Source organism: Pseudomonas sp. dw_358, from assembly GCF_018449655.1.
Classification (GTDB): Bacteria; Pseudomonadota; Gammaproteobacteria; order Pseudomonadales; family Pseudomonadaceae; genus Aquipseudomonas.
Genome location: NZ_JAAVUX010000024.1, coordinates 1 through 17,330 on the forward strand (window position 1 = coordinate 1; position 17,330 = coordinate 17,330).

The 17,330-nt window shown below is 54.0% G+C and carries 19 protein-coding genes and 1 pseudogene; 11 read left to right on the top strand and 9 right to left on the bottom strand.

Annotated elements, in window-relative coordinates:
- The 3 genes from HB675_RS23940 to HB675_RS23950 form a co-directional block, all read left to right on the top strand.
- On the top strand, positions 1–434 hold a 434-nt coding region (locus HB675_RS23940), incomplete at its 5' end, for a hypothetical protein (RefSeq protein WP_213881642.1).
- Positions 435–509: 75 nt separating this feature from the next.
- The gene (locus tag HB675_RS23945; RefSeq protein ID WP_213881643.1) at positions 510–866 is read left to right on the top strand and encodes a hypothetical protein; all 357 of its coding nucleotides are present in this window, start codon (positions 510–512) and stop codon (positions 864–866) included.
- A 108-nt stretch (positions 867–974) separates the two neighbouring features.
- The gene (locus HB675_RS23950; RefSeq protein ID WP_213881644.1) at positions 975–1,694 is read left to right on the top strand and encodes a hypothetical protein; all 720 of its coding nucleotides are present in this window, start codon (positions 975–977) and stop codon (positions 1,692–1,694) included.
- Between the two features lie 673 nt (positions 1,695–2,367).
- On the opposite strand, the gene HB675_RS23955 is transcribed toward HB675_RS23950, so the two are convergent.
- The 8 genes and pseudogenes from HB675_RS23955 to HB675_RS23990 form a co-directional block, all read right to left on the bottom strand.
- Positions 2,368–3,432 (bottom strand): hypothetical protein, encoded by a 1,065-nt coding sequence (locus tag HB675_RS23955; protein ID WP_054082573.1) that lies wholly within the window; start codon positions 3,430–3,432, stop codon positions 2,368–2,370.
- Between the two features lie 8 nt (positions 3,433–3,440).
- Positions 3,441–3,812 carry a hypothetical protein gene (locus HB675_RS23960; protein WP_054082572.1) on the bottom strand — a complete coding sequence of 124 codons (372 nt, stop codon included), beginning with the start codon at positions 3,810–3,812 and terminating at the stop codon, positions 3,441–3,443.
- A 6-nt stretch (positions 3,813–3,818) separates the two neighbouring features.
- Positions 3,819–4,664 (bottom strand): RNase A-like domain-containing protein, encoded by an 846-nt coding sequence (locus HB675_RS23965; RefSeq protein WP_054082571.1) that lies wholly within the window; start codon positions 4,662–4,664, stop codon positions 3,819–3,821.
- Between the two features lie 11 nt (positions 4,665–4,675).
- Complete coding sequence (locus HB675_RS23970; protein WP_044294903.1) at positions 4,676–5,170, bottom strand: type VI secretion system tube protein Hcp; 495 nt, start codon at positions 5,168–5,170, stop codon at positions 4,676–4,678.
- Between the two features lie 60 nt (positions 5,171–5,230).
- Positions 5,231–5,581 (bottom strand): hypothetical protein, encoded by a 351-nt coding sequence (locus tag HB675_RS23975; protein ID WP_213881645.1) that lies wholly within the window; start codon positions 5,579–5,581, stop codon positions 5,231–5,233.
- Between the two features lie 191 nt (positions 5,582–5,772).
- Positions 5,773–6,045, bottom strand: a pseudogene (locus tag HB675_RS23980) (LysE family transporter); the annotation flags it as partial.
- A gap of 215 nt (positions 6,046–6,260) precedes the next feature.
- Positions 6,261–6,647 carry a cupin domain-containing protein gene (locus tag HB675_RS23985; protein WP_213881646.1) on the bottom strand — a complete coding sequence of 129 codons (387 nt, stop codon included), beginning with the start codon at positions 6,645–6,647 and terminating at the stop codon, positions 6,261–6,263.
- A 33-nt stretch (positions 6,648–6,680) separates the two neighbouring features.
- Entirely contained in the window at positions 6,681–7,544 is an 864-nt protein-coding gene (locus tag HB675_RS23990; protein ID WP_213881647.1) for an AraC family transcriptional regulator, read from the bottom strand.
- Between the two features lie 514 nt (positions 7,545–8,058).
- Between HB675_RS23990 and HB675_RS26130 the strand changes: the two genes are divergently transcribed.
- From HB675_RS26130 to HB675_RS24020, 6 genes are all read left to right on the top strand, one after another.
- The gene (locus tag HB675_RS26130; RefSeq protein ID WP_213881648.1) at positions 8,059–8,394 is read left to right on the top strand and encodes a hypothetical protein; all 336 of its coding nucleotides are present in this window, start codon (positions 8,059–8,061) and stop codon (positions 8,392–8,394) included.
- A 25-nt stretch (positions 8,395–8,419) separates the two neighbouring features.
- Positions 8,420–8,680 carry an alpha-isopropylmalate synthase regulatory domain-containing protein gene (locus HB675_RS26135; protein WP_345945796.1) on the top strand — a complete coding sequence of 87 codons (261 nt, stop codon included), beginning with the start codon at positions 8,420–8,422 and terminating at the stop codon, positions 8,678–8,680.
- A 17-nt stretch (positions 8,681–8,697) separates the two neighbouring features.
- A complete protein-coding gene (locus tag HB675_RS24005; RefSeq protein WP_213881650.1) occupies positions 8,698–9,453 on the top strand; it encodes a helix-turn-helix transcriptional regulator in 756 nt (251 codons plus the stop codon).
- A gap of 162 nt (positions 9,454–9,615) precedes the next feature.
- Positions 9,616–11,022: a TolC family protein gene (locus HB675_RS24010; protein ID WP_213881651.1), complete on the top strand. Its 1,407-nt coding sequence runs from the start codon at positions 9,616–9,618 to the stop codon at positions 11,020–11,022.
- Positions 11,019–12,164, top strand: a complete 1,146-nt coding sequence (locus tag HB675_RS24015) for an HlyD family secretion protein (protein WP_213881652.1) — start codon at positions 11,019–11,021, stop codon at positions 12,162–12,164. Before HB675_RS24010 ends, HB675_RS24015 begins: the two co-directional genes overlap by 4 nt.
- Positions 12,154–13,671 carry an MDR family MFS transporter gene (locus tag HB675_RS24020; protein WP_213881653.1) on the top strand — a complete coding sequence of 506 codons (1,518 nt, stop codon included), beginning with the start codon at positions 12,154–12,156 and terminating at the stop codon, positions 13,669–13,671. Before HB675_RS24015 ends, HB675_RS24020 begins: the two co-directional genes overlap by 11 nt.
- A 132-nt stretch (positions 13,672–13,803) precedes the next feature.
- Here HB675_RS24020 and HB675_RS24025 read toward each other — a convergent pair whose 3' ends face one another.
- Positions 13,804–14,367 carry a cysteine hydrolase family protein gene (locus tag HB675_RS24025; RefSeq protein WP_213881654.1) on the bottom strand — a complete coding sequence of 188 codons (564 nt, stop codon included), beginning with the start codon at positions 14,365–14,367 and terminating at the stop codon, positions 13,804–13,806.
- A 171-nt stretch (positions 14,368–14,538) separates the two neighbouring features.
- Here HB675_RS24025 and HB675_RS24030 point away from each other — a divergent pair, with 171 nt between their 5' ends.
- Positions 14,539–15,999, top strand: coding sequence for an NAD-dependent succinate-semialdehyde dehydrogenase (locus tag HB675_RS24030; RefSeq protein ID WP_213881655.1), 1,461 nt, complete (start codon positions 14,539–14,541; stop codon positions 15,997–15,999).
- Between the two features lie 19 nt (positions 16,000–16,018).
- Positions 16,019–17,305, top strand: coding sequence for a 4-aminobutyrate--2-oxoglutarate transaminase (gene gabT / locus HB675_RS24035; RefSeq protein ID WP_213881656.1), 1,287 nt, complete (start codon positions 16,019–16,021; stop codon positions 17,303–17,305).
- Positions 17,306–17,330 lie beyond the last annotated feature (25 nt).

The following is a 17,330-nucleotide window of genomic DNA, read 5'->3' on the forward strand; positions in this document are numbered from 1 at the left end:
TTATAGGTTCTTTGCTTCACACACTGGAAAGTCAGAACAGAACAACAGGAACCGATTCATGGACGTTCTACGACTCTACGTGTGGAGCAGGAAGCCTCCAGCTACCAAGAGTCGCTATCGAAGCGGGCAAAGGTCGCGAGAAAACCAGACTCATCAATCTCGAAATGAACGACATAGATCCATCAATGTGTTGTGCAGCAGCCCTGCAGTTCGTCGCAAGCATAGTGATTCATGAACAAGACCTTCATCAATTGCGAGTCACTTGCTCCAATGCGCTCACAGAAACGAAGCCTTACAGCAAATCCGTTATCGTCATCAAAACGCCAGAGAAGCTTTTTGAAAGAGTTCGATTAGCTCATGCGAATATTATATTCGAGAGCCAAAACCGAATCAGATGCTTTAATTCGCTAACAGCAAAGTTATTGTGTAAATAAGTGATTAATTTAGGCTAATCACTTGCAAAAAAAATAAAAATGTTAAGATGTTAAAAACTACATTAAATAACCATCATGAATCTATATGAAGAAATAACAAAACAAGGCTACAAAATTGAGGAAATGCGCTCTCATTCTAATAAGAACCGTGTGTACATCATCAATGAGAACAACGAACGAATTGGCTATTACAGCAAAATGGAAGGAACTAAAACAAAGATTATTTTGAAAAAGGATCCTTTATTTGAAGACTATTGCGCCGACACTGGATTACTTGAAAGCCTTCGTTTTCCAAGAAATACAAGCGGCAGTGCATACAAAGCGATAAACAATCTATGCAAGAAATTTGTTGATTGGAAAAAAACAGAAGAGGTGAATAAGGCTTTTGATGAAGCTCTAAAAGAATTAACAAGCAACGCAAAATATGTTTAAAATAAATGTGATTTTCTTTTGCTTATCACTTGTATTTTAAAAATAAATGGTATTATGTATATATGAGAAGCAATTAAACAACTCAAACAATAATAAGGGGCAACAACCATGAAAATAAAAATCGAACATTCAACTCAAGAAGACAAAGCAGTAGTCAAAGTTTATTGCCCTTACGACGATCAATTTATCAAAGGCGCTGGTAATTCAAGTGGAAAATTCAGCCATTCAGAAAACTGCTGGATATTTCCTGCTAGATCAGAAGCGAAAGCAAGAGCTTTATTAATCGATATATTTGGCACTGACGACACAGCAACAAGCCCTAAAGTTGACGTTCGTGTGACATTCCCACGCATGTATTACGCTAACAAAAATGCTATCAGATTAGCTGGTAGAATGGTTGCTAGAGCTACAAGCAGAGACAGCAAAGCGGTTCTTGGTGATGACGTTGAATTGGTAAATGGTTGGGTAGGTGGTGATGGAAGCGCGAAAAACTGGGAAACCAGAACAAGCGAAGGTTCTGTATACGAGATATTCGACTTTGAAGCGTCCAAGCTTGAAGAGTTACGCGCTTTGAGTTTCATTGAAGTAGAAGTGATTGGCGGCGAACCAGTGGCGCAAGAAATCACATTGAAAGAAATAGCTAATGAGACTCCAACAGTAAGCTCTACAGATTCAATCACTGTCTTGAAATTCTCAACGTTGACAGCGACATTGAACAGCGAAACTAAAACAGTGGATTTCACAGGTGCTGAATTATTATTAAGCAAAAGGGATTGGGAATCGGCATACGAAATATTCAACAAGTACACTCTTTCACAAGCAGCTTAACCCGTAAAAATTAAAACAGCCCAATAAGGGCTTTTTTTGCTTCCAAAAATAAATTATAAATAAATGTGATTTTCTTTTGCTTATCACTTTTATTTAAAAAATAAATGGCATTATGTATTTATGGAAAGCAATTAAACAACTCAAATAATAAAAATCGGAGAAATAGAATGAATACACCAACAAGAATTTATTTAAAGACCTTTCGACTTTAAAATATACTTATAATACACAAATTGAAGACTGGTCCATCTGGAATGATGAAGCAGGCGAATACGAAAACGAAACTTGGAATGAACAAAATTACGCAGGCGGATATGTTGAATTTATACACGGGTCAAGAAGAGACAATATTTACTTCACTATCAGATTTCAATGGATAGCGCACCGCGATGAAGAGACAGGTGAAATATTCGTCGCACCTGAAAATGGTACTTTAATGCACACAACATTTGAATACGACAGAGAGAAATTAGAAATATATAATGAAGAATTCAAATTAGACATAAGCGATTGCCTCGAAAACGTAGTTCTCTTTCTTAATACTACTCAGGTATCATCAATCCAAGAATTATTAAGCTTATCGTATTGGGAAGATGAAATAAAATCAGAATTGAAAGGACATGCTTGATCGTCCAAAATCTTGCATACAATAAAGATTTACCTAAATAGCCCATCAGGGCTTTTTTTGTGTCTTTTTAACGTCAAAAGACTCCTTAAGCTTTGCCCACCAACCTGACTTAGTTTTTTCCAATTTGGCTTTCAAGCTATCAACTTCATGGACCTTATTCGTGTATGCCTTTTTGCAGCTTCCAAGCTCGACTTTTAAATCCGCTACGATTTGAGTCAGCTCAGTGGTTGCAGCCTCAAGACCAGCCTTGTCTTTTTCTACCAGACTTTTCGCTTCGGCAAAGACATCTCGTTCCTTACCAAGATTCGCAGCAAGAGATTCAGCCTCACGAAGCTTATTAAAAAGAAATTTGGTTTCGCGCTTATTCTTCTCTACAAGCCCTTCTTTTTCCTTGTCAGCCTGCCGAACGTATTCCTCATGGAATTGGACGCTTACCGGGTCAGAGAGGACTTTGCAAAACAATTGGTTTGAAGCGATATCAGTGATTTTCTGATAGCCCCGCTCAATACTCCCTTCAATGTCATTTTTATCAATATATGTCTCAATATTGATGCTTCTGGCAATCTTGATTTCGATGATGGGGATTCCGTGGTCACGAAAATCGACAATCTTTTGCATACTGCATGGATTCGAATAGCAGACCTCAATTGCCAGCTTACCGCCCCACTTCTTGTAGTAAGGATTGTCGGATGTGAACTCGCCATACAGATCAGGGACGTAGCCTTTTCCATTACCGAATCGCAGTCGGGTTTCCTCAGCGACAAGGCGCGTGAACGTGAAGGGCACGACCTCATCACCGATCCTGAATTTGATCGTTTGAAGCTGTGAGAGGATGGCAATCAGGTAGGCGTGGGGAAGTGTCTCGCCGTCACTATCACCAGAGCGTGAAACCGGTTCGGCGCTTTTGTAGCGAAAATATCCGTTCTTCACAGCAAACATTTCCCGGCGCTTCTCTATGCGAGGGTGGGTACTGAAAAAGGTCAGAGCGCTGAACTCAGTGGGGTTTTCGCGCTTCATCTTGAGAATTTGCCAGATGAAGTACAGCTTGTACCTACCATCCTCCCTGTTGATGAAGCCGTTTACCCCTTTCGCACACGCCCAAATCTTCATGCCACTTCCTATTTAAAACCAAACCAACCTAAATATCTTTTGAAAGCTTTTTTTCTTCTCAATTCAATATGCGCGTCGAGCATACCGAGAATTTGAGCTAACAACTCTGGATCTTCACAACCGAATCGCTCTTCTACGAAACCTATATCGTAGTAAAAGAACAATTCATCAACCGAGTAATCCCCCTGAGCATGCTTACGAAGATATGATTTAATATCACTTCGTAATCCACAGACTTCGTAGTAAGACTTCTTGCCAGTCCAAAATTTAAGAAACTCTGTAAGCGACATAGGGCTGGTACGCTGATCTTCAGGAAGATAATCCTGAATAGCTGTACCAAGCTCAAGCAAAAATTTGATAAGGCTGTTATATTGTCTCATTTAGCCTCACGGAATGGGAAACGCAGTGACAATATAAGCAGGCATAAAGTTATATTCGCCGTATTGAATAACAACCCTCACCTTGCTCATGCTGACTAATTTGTCTGGAGCTGAACGCAGAACACCGCTGCCAATTGTTTTGTTTAGATCCATTACCAAAACAAGGCGCTGTTCTTTCAGTAAAAATTTTGCTTTTGACAACATTATAATCTTTAGTCTATTAGCTTTTAAGACCTGACTAACTGCCCATTCAGCGGATTCTATACTAGAAAATGAGGTCATTGCTTGAGCAGAGCGAAATCGCTTTAATCGCTTCTGTAGTGCCGGAAGATCCTTGTTTAAATGTTTACTTATCGTATGACCACCGGGGCTATCATTAGGGGCATGCATCCTTCTTTCGCTCGTCAGTACCGTCATCCTACCGGCACGTATTGATGAAACCCGAAATGCATTGTAAAGAGATGCAGTGGTCAAAGGGACCACAAACTCTGTAGCTAACCCTATTACCTGTCCAGTGCTGCGAGACGCCCCCAGCGCCTCTGCAGCACTAGCACCTGCTTTGAATGCGTAGGAGTTAGTCTCCTGACCAGTCACGATTTGGTTTGAAGCAGCCGCCAACTGGTCAGATGCGTGGACGCCCATAGCTACGCAACCGACTTTAGAAATCATCGTAGGCTCAGGCAAGGCACACAGCACGCCAGAGCCAGCCAGTTCGATAATTCCTCCTACCAGCCTCAAGCTACCAAATATACGATTTGACATGATCTCTGCAGGCGTAAGAGATTCATGCGTTAGCACCGCCGCCATTTGGGCAGTATTGAGGATAACGCGAAAGCTTCCATCATCAGACATAATGCGCTTCCTTACGCAAATGGCTTGTTAGCAGTCCTGTCCCAGCCACCAGATACGATTCCAGCGCTCCCACCATCGGCACGTCGCTGTTGAGAGTATTCGAATTTGATTCGACCGTAATTCAATGTCACTACTTCAACAGGAAAGCCAGATTGTTCTGCGCCCTGCCCGCTTACCAATGCAATCAATACCTCTTCAAGCACAATATCCAAATATTTGAATTTTTCAGCACCTGCACGATGGATTCGTATGGTCACGTTTTTGATATGTGATCCCCTGCAGCAAAGCTCGAATATCTTAGGTGTAGCTCTATCCACATATTTGCTGATCTGGAAATCACCAAGGGTGACGCCTCCAGCGCTAGCTCCACCACTGGAGCTTGCAGTTTGACTGATGGATTGCGCGGCGTCGTAATGATAGGACAGAAGCTCGATCCAGCCTTTGTGACCGTCGTCCAGCGACTCGCCCTCAACACCATCAACCTTCATGAACGCATCAAAAGACATAGAAGCTCCCTGCTTTTCAGTAAAATAAAAGAGAAAACAGTAACTGAAATTGCCCTCAAATTACCAGCCCAGCGTGTCCTTGGTCTGCTTGCAAGTCGCTAAGCGACCTCGAACCTGACCAGTGAGCATACGAGTCTGCATCGACTGGTAGGCTTGGGTAGTGCCGTACTGCTGCTTCACAGCTTCGAGCTTGTTCTTCGCCTCAGTCATCTGTGTCACGCAGTCATTGATATCCTGCTTGGACAAGGTTCTCGTACCGGCATCATTGGGCGTGCCCTGTGGACGAATCTCATACATCTTCTGGACTTCTGTGAGGCTTGCCAGCGCAGCGGCTTCATCCTCATTGCTTGCAGCCAGTACAGACCCGCACATCACCAATCCAACCATTCCTGCTACACACTGCTTGATCACTGGAACCGCCCTTGGTAATCGATGAGACTTTCTATCCTACCGGCAGTAGCCAGCTAAGTGCTACTAAAGCCTACCTCACGTAATGCAAGCCTTAAGCTACCATCAACGAACGCTGCGCCTGAAGGCACTCAACCCAACCCCGTTCAGCTTAAATACAAGGAATGTGTAATGAGCAAGGTTTACCCCATAGAAGCTTGCCAAGCCAACCACATCAGATAACAGGCGCCTGTCCACCGCAGCAAGTCGAACGCCGGTGCCCAACTCATTACCAGCGTGCCTAGACCTGCGCTAACCAAGACAGTCATCAGCATATCGGCGAGGGTTATTCCAAGTGCTGCCGCGAGGCCGGCTCGCCAGCCGTGAGCGACTGCGTGGCCGGTAACGATTGCCATGTTAGGGCCTGGCACAATAAGCAGCAGCAAAGAAGCAACAATGAATAGATGGAGATGAGCAGCGTCTGGCATAGCGCAATACTTCCTTGGATGAGGAGTAATGCTAACCGCCAATGGTCAGGCAGAAGCAGGTACAGCGGGGGAGTGTTTAGCCGCAACAGTCGGTTGGAGAGTGAATCGGTCCTGAATTCGTAAGCACCCTATTTTTGCTCCCTGGCCGGTAGCGATTCTGAGGGGAGCTGTGGGGACGTGATGTCTATCACACTAGCTGCCCCGGACGCTCTATATCAGATCCACACATCGTTTTTTGCCGTGCGTTCTCCACCCTCGTGTCCTGTATTCAAGACTCCACGGGGTTCGATCAGCAGTAGCTTTGCTTCGCCTTCAGCTGCTGTCCTGTGTTCGACGCCGCGAGGTACTACGTAAAGTTCACCGGGGCCCACGTACAGGCTGCCATGGCGAAAGTCGATGCGCAGGTTCCCTTCGATGACCAGAAAAGCCTCATCGGTTTCCAAGTGTGAATGCCAGATAAACTCCCCCTCGATGCGTACCACTTTGAATTGGTACTCGTTCATTTCTGCGACTACCCGTGGGCTCCACCGCTGATCGATGAGTGAAGCCTTCTGGGCGAGATTGATCGATTGCCGACTCGTTGGCGATTGGGCTTGAGGCATGAGGCATACTCCATAGGTAGGGGAGCCGCCACACTAACCAACAGGCGGTGGTATCAGCTTGTACGATCCTGCAACCTGACGTTCGCCTCGTATTCGCTCGAGCCAGCGCAGGGGGGAGACGCCGTAACAGCCCGTGAAGTGTCGAGTCATATGGCTTTGGTCGTGAAAGCCGGCGGCCAGCGCCGCGTCGACCAGGGTGAATCGAGCAAGGATCAGCACGCGGAAGAAGTCCAGGCGGCGCAAGGTCACGAAACGGTAAGGGCTGGTGCCGAACAAGGCGCGGAAGTCTCGCGACAGGCTCCAGCGTTCGCGGCCGCTAGCCTGCTCAAGCATTTCAAGCGTGATGCCGACCTGAAGGTTGGCCATGATGAATTCTCGGGCACGCAGGGCCGCCGGGTAGTCCACCTGCTTGCGCCCGCGAGGTTTGCCGGCGACGGCGCGCAGCGCCATGGCGAGGTCGAACAAGGCATCCTGCTCCTCCAACGCGTCGAGCGGATGCTCCATCGCCTGCACGAACGGCTGGGCTGCCCGGTATAAGCGTGGATCGTTGGACACTCCACCCGCCACATAGGGCAATGGTTCGCCACTCAATACTCGCTGAATGAGGGCAGGGTCCACATACGCCATCCGGTAACGGAAACCCGCCTGGGTGCCTGCCATGCCATCGTGCAGCTCGTCCGGATGCAACACCAGGGTATGCCCCGGTATCCCGTGACGCAGTGTGCCTCGGTAATGGAAGCTCTGCACGCCAGCCAAGGTGCGGCCAATGGAGTAGGTATCATGGCGGTGCGGATCGTAGCCATGCCCGCCGAACCATGCCTCGATTCGTTCTATTCGCCCCGGTTCGGCGCTGCGCAGTATCCAGTCCTTGGAGGGTGGAGGTTGTTGACGATCCATGAATAGCCTTCCGATGGTCCGGGGGCGCCCATCGCGTCCGGCGCACTGAGGCAGCACTATAGCTAGCGGGGCCCTCTTCTTCGAGTGGCATAGGGGCCGCTTCCATTTTTGATCGCAATGGACCGCCTCTGTCGGAATAGAATATGAAATTGCTCAGATTCTATTAGCCACGCAATAAATATTTAAAATAATATTTTTATAAGAGTTTTTTGACCATTTTATTAAGTCATTCTGCCGATATTTGCAATTATGTTTCTCGCCCATAAAGTATAGTTTTGCGCTCATAAGGCAGGGATTCAGACCGTGCCAGCCGCCTCAAGGAGAGAACCAGGAATGATGCTCAAAGACCCTTCCCGTAAATACCGTCACTTCACCACCGTGGAACTGTCCGATCGGCAATGGCCTTCAACGGTCCAGCGCGTCGCGCCGACGTGGTGCAGTGTGGACAGGCGAGATGGTAATCAGGCGTTAATCCAACCAATGAATGCAGAGCGACCCTCAGGGTATCTGGGACGTGCCCTATCTGCCGATAGATCCCGCTGTCCTCGGGCGGAGCTACGAAGCGGTAATCCGGGTGAACAGCCAGTCGGGCAAGGGTGGCGTGGCTTATTTGCTCGAGCAACACGGCATTGCCCTGCCACGTAGGCTTCAAATGGAGTTCAGTGGCCTGGTCCAGAAAATCGCTGACGAGACCGGCGTGGAAATCACCAGCGAAATGATATTCAGCAGCTTCAACGAGCACTATCTCAAGGCGGCAGCGCCTTTTGTTTTGAACCAAACAAGACGAGGCAGCGAAGGCTGCGACAACTTTTCTGGAAGCGCGTCTGCAAGTGGGAGACACCAACATTAAGCTCAACGGCGAGGGAAATGGGCCGTTGGCTGCGCTGGCCGATAGCCTGACTCAACATGGCGTGGCATTCGATATTGCCGACTACCATGAGCACTCGATTCGTCACGGAGCCCAAGCAGAGGCAATGGCCTATGTCGAGATTCGTGTTGGCGATCACATGCTGTTTGGTGCCGCGCGTGACCACAGCATCCTGGACGCGTCGCTAAAAGGTGTGACCGGCGCGCTCAATCGTGCCACCCAGTTGGGACTGCTGCCGATCATCGACCTGGCTGAGGTTCCTGGTTAGTTTTGGAGAGAGCAGCCATGTATGCATTGAAAGAAGACTATGGCCATGGCGAAGTGGTAGGGAGCCATTGCCACTCCGAAGGACAACTGGTCCACGCGACCTGTGGGGTGATGCAGGTCCGCACCGAACTGGGTGACTGGGTAATTCCCACGGGTCATGCGCTTTGGGTACCGGCCTATGTCGCACATGAGATACACATGAACGGTAGCGTCAACATGCGTACCTTATTAGCTCCACCGGGCTCGCAATTGGCTTTGCCTGACCGATGCCAAGTCATTGAGATAGGGACATTGCTGCGTGAGTTGATCGTGGCGGTTACTCAGACCACTCATGAACAGGATGCCGAGCGGGAACATCTTTTGGTTGCCTTAATCAATATCGAGCTGGGAGCAGCTCGGCAGGTCGATGCACTGATTCCCTTACCAGCCGATTCGCGTTTGCGTGCTTTCTGCGAGCAACAGATCGAAGCACCGGGTGTGGAACTGACTCTTGAAAAATGTGGGTTGCAGTTGCACATGAGCCCAAGAACCTTTGCGCGGCTCTTCCAGCGTGAGATAGGAATGTCCTTCACCGAGTGGCGAACACGCGCGCGAATGATTCTGAGCCAGCAATGTCTGGCCCGAGGTGCGGCAATTTGGGAGGTGGCGCTAGAGCATGGATACCAAAGTCCTAGCGCCTTCGCAGCGACGTTCAAACGCACCCTCGGTTATACACCCCGATATTATCAACTCAATGCGACGGCACCGGATTCAGCGCGTCCTATGGGTGCTTAGCCATTGTTTTTTTGCAACCTGTCCTTCTTGAAGGTCAGGTTGTCCGACGCGCGCGCGAATCGTGGATGTCTCGCGCGTTAGCCTGTTCAGCACCATCCCTCAGCTGAATTTCCCCCGATGCGTGCACCTTCGTTGTTTCTCCGAATACCGGCCGGGTTTGCCATGGCGTTGCTCTATGGCTGCCAAGGTTTGTTACCGCCGTCCGATAGCCTACCCAGCGTGATAGGAGATCCCTTCGGTACCCTGCCCGGTGGGGTGAGTACTGCGCCTGTGCCTACTCACTGGTGGGTGCTTTACCGTGACCCGGTGCTGGACCGGCTGGTAGATCATGCGCTGCATAATAATCAGGACTTAGCCAAGGCCGATGCTCATGTGCAGGCGTTGATTGCCGGTATTAGCGAGCAGCGCGCTGACCTTCGGCCACAAACGCAAGTGGAGCTGTCTGCGCTGTATGGCAAGACTGACGATGATCAGACCCTTGGCAAGGCGACTGACCGCCATACACCCTCTCAGTTGGAGTGGGGGCCAAGTCTTGGACTGGACTATCAACTGGATATAGGGGGGCAAGTGCATGCCGCGATTGCTCAGGCCGAGGCCAGCGCCTCGGCAGTCGAGGCCGCGCGTGACCAAGCGCGTCTAAATGTTGCCGTCCAAACTACCCGAGCTTATATAGATCTTTGTAGCTACGGCGCGCGACTCGATGTCAGTCGCCAGTCGCTAAGGCTTCTGAACGAAAGTCTTGCTCTAAGTGAGCGCCAGCGCGAGGGCGGAGTGGTTACCGAGCTGGATGTTTCGCGCCTTCGCAGTCTGGCATTCCAAACTCAGTCCGAGCTGCCTTGGTTGGAGGCCAGGCAACACATGGCGCGTTACGAATTGGCTTTGCTCATTGGTGAGGGGCCGGACGCTTCGGCTGGGAATATTCAGTGCCGGACTATCCCTCAATTAGCTGCGGATTTGCCCAGCGGCGACGCTTGGCAATTGCTGCATCGACGACCGGATATCCGTCAGGCCGAGCGTGAACTCCAAGCGTCGGAATGGGCAGTCAAGGTCGTGCATGCCGACCTGTACCCGAAAGTAATTCTGGGTGTTTCATTATCCTCTTCCAGCAACACCCTAGGTCATTTGGGCGAAAGTCACGCCGTGATGTTTGGCCTAGGTCCATTAATCAGTTGGCAGTTTCCCAACATGTCTGCCAACCGTGCGCGGATTTCCAAGGCCCAAGCCGATAGTCGTGGCGAGCTGGCCGCTTGGCGCGGCTCGGTTTTGGCGGCCATGAAGGACACGCGCCAAGCCCTCGCTGCGTTGGGCGGAGAGCGGCAACGCCGCCAAAACTTAGATGAGGCCCTAAAGGAAAGCACCAAGGCCTATGAGCTCGCCGAAAAAAACTACCAGGCTGGCGCCCTCGACGGGTTACAGCGTTTGGATGCCGAGCGTGACCTCATCACCGTCCAAGCCCGTCAGATCGAGGCGCGTCAACGCCAGGCCTACAGTGAAACCGCTGTGTTCAGGGCCCTCGGCGGTGGTTGGGAAACCCAGACTGCGGATACCGCGACAAGGAAATCACCATGAACATCGCTGTAGACGAACCATCCCGAGTGGAAGAGTTGCTGGCACTGAAGAACAAGGCCCGGCAACGCTGGGGCATGCTGGCTGCGGCGAGCGCTGCGGTGATCGGGCTGCTTGCCTACGGCAGCTATTGGTACGTGACCGGGCGCTTCATGGAAAGCACCGACGATGCCTATGTACGAGCCGATTGGGTTGGCGTTAGCGCGCGGATTCCAGGCTATGTCGCACAGGTTCTCGTGAGCGACGACGAAGCTGTCAAGGCGGGGCAGGTGCTGATCCGCTTACAAGACCGCGACTATTTGGCTCGCCGCGACCAGTCCCGAGCCGAGCGTGACAAGGCCGAAGCGGCCGTAGCGACCCATCGTGCCAGATTAATAGTGGCAACCAGCCAAGTTGAGCGGCAGCGTATCTCGATCATTGGCGCTAGAGCTGGCCTTGCGGCCGCTCAAGCTGAGCGGAGTCGCAGTAACCTAGATCTGCAACGATACCAAGGGTTAGCCGACGATCACGCGGCCACAACCCAGCGCCTGGAAACTGCCCAGGCCAGCTCACTGCAAGCGGGTGCTAAGGTACAGGCCGCACGTGCTTCACTAGCTGAACAGCAAAGCTTGCTGCAGATATCCAATGCTCAGGTGCAGGTAACAACTGCCCAGCTAGCCGGAGCCAGTGCGGAGCTGAGGGCTGCCGAAGCACGATTGACACTCGCCGACCAAGACCAAGGCGACACGCTGGTCCGCGCTCCGATTGATGGCGTGATCGGCCAGCGCAGGGTTCGCGCCGGCCAATATCTCGTGCCTGGGCAACCACTAATGGCGGTGGTGCCATTGAGGCAGATTTACGTGGTGGCTAATTTTAAGGAAACCCAACTAGGCCGGATGCGACCGGGTCAGCCAGTGGAAGTAGCGTTAGATAGCGATAGCAGCCAACGATTGCAGGGTACGGTGGCGAGCTTCTCGCCAGGGTCCGGGTCGGTGTTTGCTTTGCTGCCATCGGACAATGCCACCGGTAATTTCACCAAGATTGTGCAACGTTTCCCCGTGCGCATCTTGTTGAACCTTCGCGACTCGAACGTACGGATTTTGCCGGGTATGTCAGTCGTCGCTACGGTAGATACGCGAGTCTGCGAGGATCACCATGAACGCTGAAAAAGTCTCTGCACGAGCTTGGGTCGCCGTGCTAGGTGGTTTGTTTGGCTGCTTCATGGCTGGCATGAACGTGCATGTTACAAGTGCCGCTTTACCTGAGATAGAAGGGTCGCTGGGCGCCACCTTCGAAGAGGGCTCCTGGATCTCTACCGCTTATTTGGTAGCGGAAATCATCATGATTCCACTGACGGCCTGGCTTGTGGATATATTCTCCTTGCGTAAAGTGATGAGCGTTGGTTCGTTAATCTTCTTGATTGCCTCGGTGGCATGCTCATGGTCGCCGAACCTGGAAACCCTCATTACCATCCGAGTAATCCAGGGGGCCGCCGGCGCGGTCCTGATTCCCCTCTCATTTCAGCTGATTATTACTGAACTTCCACCCAGCCGTATGGCCATGGGGATGGCCTTATTTAGCCTGGCCAACAGCGTTGCCCAAGCGGTCGGTCCTTCAATTGGCGGTTGGCTCACAGATTCATGGTCCTGGCGATGGATCTTCTATGTGCAGTTGATCCCCGGAGTAGCACTGCTGGCAGCCATCGCTTGGTCGATCAAGCCCCAGCCCATGAACCTGGCCTTATTGCGCCGCGGTGACTGGCCAGGAATTACTGGGATGGTGGTAGGGCTTGGTGGCTTGCAGATAGTGCTTGAGGAGGGCGGCCGAAAAGATTGGTTCAGTTCTCCCTTCATTGTTTGGACGGCTTGGGCCGCCGGAATCGGCTTGCTGGTCTTCACTCTCTCGCAATTGTATGGCGCACGAGCATTCATCAACCTGCGACTACTGGGTCGCTACAACTTTGGTGTGGCGAGTGTGGCAATGTTCATTTTTGGGGGGGGGACCTTTGGGTTAGTGTTTTTGGTACCCAATTACCTGTCACAACTCCAGCATTATAGCGCCCGGCAGATCGGGGTGAGCCTAGTTGCTTACGGGCTAGTGCAACTGGTATTGGCGCCGTTCATGCCGCGTCTGATGAAGTGGAGCAGTCCCAAGATAATGGTCGCCAGCGGCTTTCTCATCATGGCTGCTGGATGCTGGCTAGGTAGCGGGTTGGATGCCGATAGCGCGGCTAACGTAATCATCCCCTCCACAGTAGTTCGCGGCATTGGCCAGCCTTTTGTCATGGTAGCCCTTTCGGTGCTTGCGGTGGCTGGGCTGGACAAGCGGGAGGCAGGGTCGGCATCGGCGGTATTTTCAATGCTGCGGAATCTGGGTGGCGCGGTGGGTACGGCGTTACTCGCGCAAATCGTGGCCAGTCGCGAGCGTTTTCACTCAGCCCGCATCATCGAACCTCTATCGCCATTCGATCCCTCTCTGCAAGAGCGATTGGGAGGGACCTTGCAGACCTGGTTACCCGCCAAACAAGAGCAGCTGGAATTATTGGCCCGTACGGTTCGTCGCGAGGCGTTCCTGATGGCATACAGCGATGCATTTTATCTTGCATGCATAGCGTTGATCGGTTGCGCGCTCGCCGCATTGTTGATGCGTCGGCAGATGGCGGATAAGGCGTAGAACCTAAACGATTGAATGGAATCAATAGCGATGAGTGGTGCAGCAGGGTATCCCAGTGCTGGCGCACGTCGTGGTGATGGAACGCCTCGAAGGCTTGGGCGGCGGATCCGGGCTGTCAGGCCGCACTGGCCATTACGCGGTCTGATCCAGGACATCGGCTGTCGTGACCACCTGCGCATAGTCCATCGCCAGATTACTCAGCGACAACGCGTGTACCTCCTCGGCGCCCCACAACCGGCCGGACAGGTCCTTCTGGTCAAAGGTATAACAGGCGTCCGCGACCACCCTCACCTCGAACCCACGGCAGCCCGCCGCGCGCGCCGTGGCTTCCACCGAGTTGTTGGTGATGACCCCGACCACCACCAACTGCCGGATCGCGCGCGCATGGAGCCAGCACTCCAGGCCGCTGGCAGCAAAGGCATCCGGGACATTTTTTTCCACCACATGCTCGTCAGGGTTCGGCTGCAATGCCGGCTGGAACTCACAGCCCGGCTGTCCTGGCCAGAACACCGACTCCGGCGAGCGCGAGATGTGCCGGACATGCACCACGGGGCGCCCGGTTTGTCGCCAGCCGGCGAGCAGGCTCTGGATATGTACTTCGGCATCCACATTGTTGCGGCGTCCCAGCTTCGGGTGGTTGATCCCTTCTTGCATATCGATGATCAACAAGGCGGCATTGGCATGCAGGCTGTCCATGGTGGGTCCGTTGTAGCCACGAGAGGGAAAGAGGCTACCCCGAAGCACAGCCTGCTGCCACCCTGCGATTTTCAGCAGCATTTGCCGAGCACCCCAGCCATCTCGGCATCCCGCGCCCTGCCCGTCTCCCTAGAATGAAGGCCATGCCCGTTGACCCTCAAGGCTGGACCCATGCTCAAAGATCTCCTGCGCGACCCTGCTCTGCTGGCCCACAAGGCGTACGCCAATGGCCAGTGGATCGACGCCGATGACCGTCAGACCCTGGCCGTCGTCAACCCTGCCACCGGCGAAGAGATCGGAAGGGTGCCGGCGCTGGGCGCCAGCGAAACTCGCCGTGCGGTAGCGGCCGCCCAGGACTGCTGGCATGCCTGGCGCGAGGTGCCGGCCGCCGACCGGGCGAAACTGCTGGAACGCTGGCACGGGCTGATGCTGGAGCATCAGGAAGACCTGGCGCAGATCATGACCGCCGAACAAGGCAAGCCCCTGGCCGAGTCCCGGGGCGAAATCGCCTACGGTGCCAGCTTCGTCAAATGGTTTGCCGAAGAAGGCCGCCGCAGCTACGGCGACACCATCCCTTCGCCGACAGCTGACCGGCGGATCCTGGTACTCAAGCAAGCCATTGGCGTGGTCGCGGCCATCACCCCATGGAACTTCCCCAACGCCATGATCACCCGCAAATGCGCACCGGCCCTCGCGGCCGGTTGCCCGGTGGTGGTCAAGCCCTCGGAGCTGACACCACTGTCGGCCTTGGCGCTGGCGGTGCTGGCCGAGCGCGCAGGTATCCCCGCCGGGGTGTTCAACGTGCTGACCGGATTGCCGGCCGGGATTGGCGGCGAGCTGACTGCCAACCCGCTGGTGCGCAAGCTGTCGTTCACCGGCTCGACCAAGATCGGCCAATTGCTCATGAGTCAGTGCGCGGCCACGGTCAAGCGCGTCAGCCTGGAGCTGGGCGGCAATGCGCCGTTCATCGTGTTCGACGATGCCGATCTTGAGCTGGCCATCACAGGCATTCTCCAGAGCAAATTTCGCAACGCCGGGCAGACCTGCGTCTGCGCCAACCGCATTCTGGTCCAGGACGGCATCTACGACCGCTTCAGCGCCCGCTTGGGTGAAGAAGTGGCCAAGCTCAAGGTCGGTAACGGTGTCGATGCCGGCGTGACCCTCGGCCCGCTGATCAATGCGGCCGCCGTGGCCAAGGTCGGCCGCCACATCCGCGACGCGCTGGACAAGGGCGCGCGTCTGCTGACCGGCGGCGTGCCCAGCGGCGACAGCCTGTTCGTACAGCCGACGGTGATCGACGGCGCCACCCCGGACATGCTCATGGCCAGCGAAGAAACCTTCGGCCCGGTGGCGCCACTGTTTCGCTTTACCGACGAAGCCCAGGCGCTGGAGATGGCCAACGCCACGCCCTATGGCCTGGGCGCCTATTACTTCACCCAGGACATGCGTCGCGCCTGGCGCGTCGGCGAGCGGCTGGAGTTCGGCATGGTCGGCCTCAACACCGGGGTGATCTCCATGGAGGTCGCGCCCTTTGGCGGCATGAAGCAATCAGGCACCGGCCGCGAAGGCTCCAAGTACGGCCTGGACGAATTTCTCGAGATCAAGGCCTGGCACATCGGCGGGCTGGCTTGAACCCCTTTTGGAGACGGACATGAACCAATCGACGCGCAACACTGATCGCCTGCTGGCCTTCCGTGAACAACATGTACCCCGTGGCATTGCCACTGCCCACCCGGTGGTGGCGGCGCGCGCCCTGGGCACCGAGCTGTGGGACGTGGATGGCAAGCGCTACCTGGATTTCGTCGGCGGCATCGGCGTGCTCAACACTGGCCACAGCCACCCGAAAGTGGTCGCCGCCGTGCAACGGCAGATGGGTGAAATTGCCCACGCCAGCTTCCAGGTGGCCGCTTATGAAAGCTACCTGGACGTCGCCGCTCGCCTTAACCGCCTGATTGGCGGCGACCAGCATTACAAAAGCCTGCTGCTGACTTCCGGCGCGGAAGCGGTGGAAAACGCCATCAAGATCGCCCGCGCCCACACCAACCGGCCGGCGGTGATTGCCTTTCGTGGTGGCTTTCATGGCCGCACCCTGCTGGGCGTGACCCTCACCGGCATGAGCCAGCCGTACAAACAGAACTTCGGCCCCTTCCCCGCCGACATCTTTCACAGCCCCTATCCCAACGCCTATCGAGGGGTCAGCAGTGACGACGCCCTGGCGGCGCTGCACGAACTGCTAGCCACCCAAGTGGCGGCGGATCGCGTCGCGGCCATTCTGATCGAGCCGGTGCAAGGCGACGGCGGCTTCCTGCCCGCACCGGTCGAGTTCCTCCAGGCCGTGCGCGCCCTGTGCACCCAGCACGGCATCGTCATGATCCTTGATGAAATCCAGGCCGGCTTTGGCCGCACCGGCAAGATGTTCGGTTTCCAGCACGCCGGCATCCAGCCCGACCTGGTCACCGTGGCCAAGAGCCTGGCCGGCGGCATGCCGCTGTCGGCGGTGACCGGCCGCGCCCACATCATGGACGCACCGACCCCGGGCGGGCTGGGGGGCACCTACGGGGGCAATGCGGTGGCGTGCGCAGCGGCGCTGGCGGTGATGGACCTGTTCGAGGAAGACGACCTGCTGGCCAAAGGCGAAGCCCTCGCCGTGCAATTGCGTGAAGGCCTGCAAGGCCTGGCCGCACGCTATTCGCGCATCGGCGAGGTGCGTGGGCTGGGCTTCATGCTGGCCATGGAGATGGTCAGCAGCACCGGCGCGGCGGATGCCGACCTGACCCAGCGAGTCATCGACCATGCCCGTGAAGCCGGACTGCTGGTGATCAAATGCGGCGTGTACCGCAACGTGGTGCGCTTCCTCGCGCCTCTGACCACTTCCCGCCAACAGATCGACGAAGCCTTGACCATGCTCGACATCGCCTTGGCCAAGGCCGGCGCCTGAGCAGGATAAGGGCACCGCTGTCCAC

Bases quoted from the DNA above. Each gene is read 5' to 3' on its own strand.
- HB675_RS23945 (WP_213881643.1), top strand. From the start codon at position 510: ATGAATCTATATGAAGAAATAACAAAACAAGGCTACAAAATTGAGGAA.
- HB675_RS23950 (WP_213881644.1), top strand. From the start codon at position 975: ATGAAAATAAAAATCGAACATTCAACTCAAGAAGACAAAGCAGTAGTC.
- HB675_RS23955 (WP_054082573.1), bottom strand. From the start codon at position 3,432: ATGAAGATTTGGGCGTGTGCGAAAGGGGTAAACGGCTTCATCAACAGG.
- HB675_RS23960 (WP_054082572.1), bottom strand. From the start codon at position 3,812: ATGAGACAATATAACAGCCTTATCAAATTTTTGCTTGAGCTTGGTACA.
- HB675_RS23965 (WP_054082571.1), bottom strand. From the start codon at position 4,664: ATGTCTGATGATGGAAGCTTTCGCGTTATCCTCAATACTGCCCAAATG.
- HB675_RS23970 (WP_044294903.1), bottom strand. From the start codon at position 5,170: ATGTCTTTTGATGCGTTCATGAAGGTTGATGGTGTTGAGGGCGAGTCG.
- HB675_RS23985 (WP_213881646.1), bottom strand. From the start codon at position 6,647: ATGCCTCAAGCCCAATCGCCAACGAGTCGGCAATCGATCAATCTCGCC.
- HB675_RS23990 (WP_213881647.1), bottom strand. From the start codon at position 7,544: ATGGATCGTCAACAACCTCCACCCTCCAAGGACTGGATACTGCGCAGC.
- HB675_RS24005 (WP_213881650.1), top strand. From the start codon at position 8,698: ATGTATGCATTGAAAGAAGACTATGGCCATGGCGAAGTGGTAGGGAGC.
- HB675_RS24010 (WP_213881651.1), top strand. From the start codon at position 9,616: ATGGCGTTGCTCTATGGCTGCCAAGGTTTGTTACCGCCGTCCGATAGC.
- HB675_RS24015 (WP_213881652.1), top strand. From the start codon at position 11,019: ATGAACATCGCTGTAGACGAACCATCCCGAGTGGAAGAGTTGCTGGCA.
- HB675_RS24020 (WP_213881653.1), top strand. From the start codon at position 12,154: ATGAACGCTGAAAAAGTCTCTGCACGAGCTTGGGTCGCCGTGCTAGGT.
- HB675_RS24025 (WP_213881654.1), bottom strand. From the start codon at position 14,367: ATGGACAGCCTGCATGCCAATGCCGCCTTGTTGATCATCGATATGCAA.
- HB675_RS24030 (WP_213881655.1), top strand. From the start codon at position 14,539: ATGCTCAAAGATCTCCTGCGCGACCCTGCTCTGCTGGCCCACAAGGCG.
- gabT (WP_213881656.1), top strand. From the start codon at position 16,019: ATGAACCAATCGACGCGCAACACTGATCGCCTGCTGGCCTTCCGTGAA.